3 protein-coding genes are annotated in these 6,379 nt (G+C 33.9%); all 3 read left to right on the top strand.

Going from position 1 to position 6,379, the window contains the following annotated elements:
- Positions 1-378 precede the first annotated feature (378 nt).
- Positions 379-1,527, top strand: a complete 1,149-nt coding sequence (locus tag QNJ50_RS16195) for a serine/threonine-protein kinase (RefSeq protein WP_300637000.1) — start codon at positions 379-381, stop codon at positions 1,525-1,527.
- A gap of 535 nt (positions 1,528-2,062) precedes the next feature.
- Complete coding sequence (locus QNJ50_RS16190; protein ID WP_300636998.1) at positions 2,063-4,180, top strand: serine/threonine-protein kinase; 2,118 nt, start codon at positions 2,063-2,065, stop codon at positions 4,178-4,180.
- A gap of 929 nt (positions 4,181-5,109) precedes the next feature.
- Entirely contained in the window at positions 5,110-6,204 is a 1,095-nt protein-coding gene (locus QNJ50_RS16185) for a WD40 repeat domain-containing protein (protein WP_300636996.1), read from the top strand.
- Positions 6,205-6,379 lie beyond the last annotated feature (175 nt).

Below are 6,379 nucleotides of genomic sequence, written 5' to 3'. Positions count from 1 at the left end.
TTAGATTTGAGGTCAAATATTTAAAACTTAATATTTAAAATTAAATATTTAAAATTAAATATTTTTAAAATCTAATCACCAAAATATAAAATCACCAAAATCTAATATCATCTTTTCTCAAATTCTTGAAAAAAAGACTTACGCAATTGTCACAATATACGGGTGGTACGTGATACTAAAAACCTTCTTAATACGTTCAAATTAAATCGCTTGTGTGTCACACATCCTACAGGAAAATATTCCAGTTGCATAAGTCCTAGAAAAATATAAGTATTATCGTCTACTCAGATCCTTATAAAGGAATTTTGCGATCAACAATCGGTATCACAATATAAATGTTTATTTAGTAATTCCCGTATTTAGTCATTTCTGTAGCCCATGAGTCGTTTTCCCATGAAGAAAGTTACAAAATTCCATACAGATATTTTGCACAAAACTCACCTCGGTCAACTGTGTGGTACCAAGAATTTATTTCGCGATCGCTACAAAATACTCAGAATATTGGGTCGGGGTGGCTTTGGAGTAACTTTTATTGCCAGAAATATGGATTTACCAGGTAATCCTTTATGTGTCATTAAACAGTTGTGTCCCCGAACTAGCAATCATAGAAGCTGGGAACGAGCTAAAGAACGCTTTGAAAAAGAAGCTATAGCCTTGGGTCAACTGGGTAGTCATTCTCAAATCCCGATGCTTTTGGACTTTTTTGAAAATCGCGGTGAATTTTACTTAGTCCAAGAATACGTGCGGGGCTACACTTTAGCTCGGGAAGTTAGACGTGACGGTGTAAAAACAGAAGCAGCTGTTAAGCAGTTTCTCCAAGAGATATTGCCTGTTTTATCTTATATTCACGATCGCCATGTAATCCATCGGGATATTAAGCCACAGAATATATTGCGATGTAAAGAAGATGGACGTCTTGTACTAATAGATTTTGGAGCGGTTAAAGATGAATTGATCAAACCAAACAATAGTACTTCTGCACTTCAAAACGCTAGCACTCATTTTGTTGGAACTATGGGATTTGCTCCACCAGAACAGTTTTATTTATCCCCAGTTTATGCCAGCGATATTTATGCTGTCGGTATCACTTGTGTCTATTTACTAACCGGTAAAGCACCCCTTGAATTTGAGCATGACCCGATTACTGGTGAAATACTTTGGCAAAAAGAAGCAAATGTTGGCGAACATTTGGGAAATATATTAAGCAAAATGATTAAAACTTCTCTGCTGGAGCGCTTTAAATCTGTCGAGGAGGTAAAACGGGCTTTAGGTTTGGAAAAATATATTCCGAATTTGAGTGAATGTATGACAACCAAGCCTTTGGGAAAAGTCAAGCAATCTCAAGCCTCAAATTTTCAAACTCCAAATTTTCAAACTTCAAATTTTCAAACTCCAGAATTTCAAGCTTCAAGTTTTCAAACTCAAGGGGTTGCATCACATTATTCACCTCCTATTAACCGTGCAGCAACTGCAATTCGCAGATGGCGGGAAAAATTAAAAACTAGCAGTTTTTCACGTCATATTTAACTAGATTGGGTTAAGAATATTCATTCAAGTTAAAAATATTTAAAGCTTAAGCTAATAATTCACGGTTTGTTGATACTTCTCAACAGTTTAGTAGTTTGGGTTAAAGTAATATCTGGTTGAAAAAACTACTGATACCAAAGTCTAAACATTTTAAAAATCAAGAAAAATCAAAAAAAATTTAAATAGTTTTAATAATCATTTAGAAAAATCATTTGTATTTTTTGTTCTTGTTGAGGTGTAAGATTTCATCAAAAAATACTAACAAAACCCAATAATCAAGTATTTAAACTTATGTACATCGGGGCGGTAAACTCTGTAAAAATATATCTTATATAGGATATATCAAATATCAATTAAATCAATATAGAGTGATTTTAGCTACTGTGATTTTAAACAATAAAAAAACATCACTAGAAATTCCCCACTCAGGAATAAAAAAAATATATTTTGTATAATGCAAAAATAATTTTCCCATTTTTGGAAAATTTAGGGGCAAACCAACCACCACTTGCTACGCAGTCGCGCTTCTGTGATAATGATCTGCTGCTTAAATCCTGATTGCCCAAATCCCCTTAATTCTGATGGAACTAAAATTTGCGAAACCTGTGGTACTCCGTTGACAGTGTTTTTGCGAAATCGCTTCCGTGTCATTCGAGTGCTGTCAGATGAAGGAGGATTTGGTAGAACATATCTTGCAGAAGATGTGGATAAACTCAAAGAATTATGTGTAATCAAACAACTAGCACCGAAACTACCCGGTAATTGGGCGCTCAAAAAAGCAATGGAGTTATTTCAAAAGGAAGCGACTCGACTCCAACAACTCGGAGAGCATTCCCAAATACCGACCCTATTGGCTTATTTTGAGCAAGATAATTATTTGTATCTGGTACAACAATTCATTGACGGGCAAAATTTATCTAAAGAATTACAATTTCGACGTCGAGGAATTGGAAAACAAGCACCTCTTTACGCGGAATCTGAGATTAAACAAATTTTGTTGGACTTACTTCCCGTACTCAAATACATTCACCAACGGGGAGTTGTTCATCGCGATATTAAACCACAAAATATCATTCGTCGCAAAAAAGATCGACGTTTAGCCTTAATTGATTTTGGTTCTTCTAAGCAGTTAACAGCAAGGGTACAAATTAAAGCAGGAACATCAATTGGTTCCCATGGTTATTGTCCAATTGAACAAATTAGAGACGGTGTTGCTTTCCCTGCGAGCGATCTATTCAGCTTAGGAGCAACCTGCTTTCATCTACTTACAGGAACATCTCCATTTAAACTTTGGACAGAAAATGGTTATAACTGGGTCAATGACTGGAGACAATACTTGAGTCATCCGATTGACGAACAACTGGCTTTAGTCATGGAAAAGTTGTTGAAAAAAGATATTAAACAACGTTACCAATCAGCAGAACAAGCATTTAATGACTTGAGTTCAAAACCGCTAGATTCTATAGCTAATGAGTCTTATGAAACTCCAATATTTTCACCCTCTGGATCGAACAAATATCTCAAACCTCAATATTTGTTTTTCCCACTAACTGCGATCGCAATTCTGGGATTGGGACAATTCTGGTATTTGCAAGCACAAAAATTTACTACAGAGTTTTCATCAAGTGTTGCTGTAGATAATCTAAGTAGCAAAATTAATCAAAATAAACAGCGCTCGCAAAAATTCTCTCTAGCTAATACTATTTCAGGCGGTTTAAACTCAATATTATCTGTTGCAATTAGTCCTGACGGTCGAATAGCTGCTAGTAACAACAATCAAACAATTAAACTTTGGGATATCCAAACAGGAAAAGAAATTGCAACTCTTAAAGGTCATAAAAGTCGAGTAAATGCGATTGTTGTTAGTCCTGTGAAGGTACCTACACCCCAGGGTTTGGGTAAAATTCTTGCTAGTAGTAGCGAAGATAAAACAATCAAAATTTGGAACCTTGAAACAGGAAGAAAAATTCGCACCATAACCGGACATTCTGATTCTGTCCACACCCTAGCAATTAGTCCTGATGGCAAAATTCTTGCTAGTGGAAGTAACGATAAAAGTGTCAGACTTTGGAATCTGGAAACAGGAAAAGAAATTCGTACGATTACCGGACATTCCTCTTGGGTGCGCTCAGTTGCTATTAGTCAGTTTAGTCCTAGTTCGGGAAATGACAATGATAGTAATATCTTGAATATATTGGCTTCTGGGAGCACCGACAAAACTATAAAAGTTTGGAATTTATCTACAGGTAAGTTAATTCATACTCTTAAGGGACACACTCAAAGCGTTACATCAGTTGCTATGAGTCCTGGAGTAAAAGGTAGCAATCCTATTCTTATAAGTGGAAGTGCAGATCGAAGTATAAAAATTTGGAATTTATCTACAGGGGAATTGGTTCGCAATCTTGAAGGACATACCCAGAGTATTACATCCCTTGCAATTAACCCAGCTAATAGATTATCAAACAACAAAACATTTGCTAGTGGAAGCACAGATAGAACAATCAAAATCTGGAATCTATCTACAGGAGAATTGATTAGTACTCTTTCTAATGATAATGAAGCTGTTAGTTCATTAGTCTATAGCTGGGATGGAGAAACTATAGTTACGGGTAGCGAAGATAAAACAATCAAAGTTTGGCGCTTATCCCATTAATTGTAAATTTTTCATGAAGTTATGATTTAAAAATTTTGATATTATTCTGCTACTGAGTATTTCAAGTATTACTCTTATTGCGGTCGAAAAATAGTCCCAAATGAGTCATAAATTTTGTTTATTTTTTATGGGGGTATAATCGACCCCCCTAAAATGCTATATCTCCTCACAAGCTTGGTTTTAAAGATAAATTCATTAAATTATATTTATTAAATTATATTTATTAAATTAAATTTATTAAATTAAATTAAATTTATTAAATTAAATTAAATTAATTAATTCAGATTAATTTTAGCTAGCTTTGTCTTTAAGCTGCGATAGAAATATCAATAAAATTTTTCAATAGTATTTTCATCTCCTAGTATTAATCAATATCGAGCATAAGCAAACTTCTCAAACAAACAAGACCAGCAATAGTACTTTTTGTTACCATGTACTGCGTTTTAAATACCCTTATTTGCTTTATATTTGTATGTATTTCGAATATTTTTTTTATGAGCGTAAAATAATAACTAAGTAACTAGTTTTTTGTACACTTACATTACTAAGTCTAAAGAATCACTTATTTATGTAAGTAATTACAATAATTTAAAATAAGTATTATAAATATGAGCTTAGATGAGTAATTTATGAGATTGTAGGCATTTTTAATAATTTATGAATATGTGATAAAGTTGTCATTTACGTCTTAGTATTATGTATAATTATAGTATCAAAAATACATAATAATTTAACGTAAACATTGGAATGTAAAACTGTTTTAATTGTCTTCTATTTTTTAAAAAATGTTGACTTTACGAAGCTTAAAAAAATAGAAATAGTTCCGGAATTATTTCTATCAAGTTAGTACATAATAATGTTTGCGGGACAATCGATTACTAGCTTTTTATTGACTATAGTGCTTGGAGTTTGCAGTTAATTTATTTGCAATGTCTGTAAAAATGACCTGCTCAAAAATCAAGCTGTTGACAGGTAATACTTTCTCAAAATTTTTCCTCTGGAAGCTAGCCGTTTTAGGTTTTGGAGGAGTGTGGTATTTACCAAGTTCCCCAGCTTTGACAAATTTATCTTCCCGAACTGATAAAGGTCTCGACCTACTATCGGGAAATGTTTCCCTATCCCAAACTTTAACTGAAAAATCTGGAGCAATTTTGGCATTAGCTATTAGCCCAGATGGTAATAATATTGCTAGTGTCAGTGGAGAAAAAAACATCAAATTACGGAAACTAGAAACAGGAGAAGACATACTAACCCTAAAAGGACATTCCAACTGGGTAAACTCTCTTGCATTTAGTCCGGATGGTAAATTTCTTGCTTCTGGTAGTGCAGATAAAACTATCAAGATTTGGAATTTGGAAACAGGAAAAGAAGTTAAGACTTTGTCAGGTCATTCAGCCTCCGTTGTTTCTGTTAGTTTTAGTCCGGATGGAAAGCGAATAGCTTCTAGTAGTTGGGATCAGACAATAAAAGTCTGGAAATTCTCTACTGGTTCGGAAATTCGCACAATGAAGCAACACTGTGACATTGTTAATTCTCTTACCTTTAGTCCCGATGGAAAAACTTTAGCTTCAGCCCATCACTTCAATAATGATATTAAGTTGTGGAATCTAGACACAGGTAAAGAGAAAATGACCCTGACGGGACATTACGCTTCAGTAACTTCTGTTGCTATTAGTGCAGATGGTCAGAAACTAGTCAGCGGTAGTTGGGATAAAACTATTAAGATTTGGGATCTGAACACAGGAAAAAATATAAACACCCTTTCAGGACATCACAACAAAGTAAATTCCGTTGCAATCAGTTCTGATAACAAAGTTATTGTTAGCGGTAGTTGGGATAAGAGCGTTAAAATTTGGAATTTGAATACGGGAGAAAATATCCGTACCCTCACAGGTCATCGTCGTAAAGTTTGGTCAGTTGCAATTAAACCTAGCAGTACATTTTCTTTTGAATCTACCGATACTATTGTCAGTGGAAGTTATGACCATACGATTAGAGTTTGGCAAAGTAATCAGGTTAATTAAATGCTCTGCGCGTAAAATGTAAATATTCAAAATTCAGAGTTATGCCTATTTTCATAGTAATATTTAGGCTACATAAATCTGGTTTAAAAACTGACAAATTTAAGTCTTTTTTATGGTTATATTTACAGGAACTATAACCTTTTTTCTCAAATTTATACTGCTTATAATTAGAAAC

It is taken from the genome of Mastigocoleus sp. MO_188.B34, from assembly GCF_030065675.1.
Classification (GTDB): Bacteria; Cyanobacteriota; Cyanobacteriia; order Cyanobacteriales; family Nostocaceae; genus Mastigocoleus.
Note: the sequence above shows the minus strand (reverse complement) of the source record. Positions and strands in the feature narration are given on the sequence as shown.

Coding starts and splice junctions, on each gene's coding strand:
- QNJ50_RS16195 (WP_300637000.1), top strand. CDS start 379: ATGAGTCGTTTTCCCATGAAGAAAGTTACAAAATTCCATACAGATATT.
- QNJ50_RS16190 (WP_300636998.1), top strand. CDS start 2,063: ATGATCTGCTGCTTAAATCCTGATTGCCCAAATCCCCTTAATTCTGAT.
- QNJ50_RS16185 (WP_300636996.1), top strand. CDS start 5,110: ATGTCTGTAAAAATGACCTGCTCAAAAATCAAGCTGTTGACAGGTAAT.